This is a genomic window from Bacteroides muris (ex Afrizal et al. 2022) (genome assembly GCF_004793475.1).
Classification (GTDB): domain Bacteria; phylum Bacteroidota; class Bacteroidia; order Bacteroidales; family Bacteroidaceae; genus Bacteroides; species Bacteroides muris.
The window spans coordinates 1-1,030 of the sequence record NZ_SRYZ01000116.1 but is presented as its reverse complement, the minus strand read 5'-3'; the positions used below and the strand labels follow the sequence as shown (position 1 = coordinate 1,030).

Sequence of the window (1,030 nt, the reverse complement as noted above, 5' to 3'; positions counted from 1 at the left end):
AAAAAGTTATTCATCAGTTATATTTTGGTGAATGATTCCACCATTGAAACACCTGTTTCCTTTGCCGTCGAACAATTAAAAACGAGCGACGTATGCAAAAAGAAACAGTAACATTTGATAAGCTGCCCGAAGCGGTAGGTTATCTGACCGAACAGGTCATTGAGTTGAAAAGAATGGTGTCGGAACTTCAACCACCGGCATCAGACAAACATGTGTTGGTTGAAATTGAGGATGCTTGCCGTATCATCAAAAAAGCTAAGCCTACCATTTATACATTGGTACGCAAAGGGCTGCTTCCTGCCTATAAGAAAGGTAAGAAACTCTATTTCTACGAGGACGAGCTTCTTGGCTTGGATTGAAAACGGACGAAAAAAGACTACCGAGCAAACATATGAGGAAATGCTTGCCAATATGCAAGGCAGTGTCCGTCATAAGCCCAAATCATCTGTGAAACTTTAATAGGTGTGGCTATGGATACATATTCTATTAATCCAGCATCCATCATTGATGAAGCGGTTGATTTAAGTATGCGATTGGCTGGCACTGATTTTCCTGTCAGCATATTCCCGAATAAAATCCAACGCATCATCAGCGAGGTTCACGAATGCCATAACTACCCTACCGACTACATTGCCGCAGCAATTCTTACAGCGATTGCAGTCGGCATTGGTAATACCCACCTTGCCCAAATCAAGCAAGGCTGGGTAGAAAGTCCTATCCTGTATATGGCATTAATAGGAAGACCGGGGGCAAACAAAAGTCATCCGCTTAGCTTTGCCATGAAACCGTTTCTTGATTATGACTATCAGCAGAATCAGGTCTTTGAAAAAGCACTTGCAAAGTATGATGAACTGATGAGTATGAGCCGCAAAGAACGCACAGATAGCGGTGAGGAACAGTTTCCACAGGAACCAATTCGTAAACGCTTCTTGATTTCAGATGTAACACCTGAAGGATTGAGCCTTATTCATGCGCAGAACAAACGTGGTTTATGCTTGTGGGCTGATGAATTGTCCGCTTGGTTCAAGAA

At 42.6% G+C, this 1,030-nt stretch carries 1 protein-coding gene and 1 pseudogene; both read left to right on the top strand.

What is annotated here, in order from left to right; translation table 11 throughout:
• Window positions 1-92: 92 nt before the first annotated feature.
• Window positions 93-459, top strand: a pseudogene (locus E5355_RS19095) (helix-turn-helix domain-containing protein).
• A gap of 11 nt (window positions 460-470) precedes the next feature.
• Window positions 471-1,030, top strand: a 560-nt coding sequence (locus E5355_RS19090; RefSeq protein ID WP_136011560.1) for a DUF3987 domain-containing protein, incomplete at its 3' end; no start/stop codon positions are given.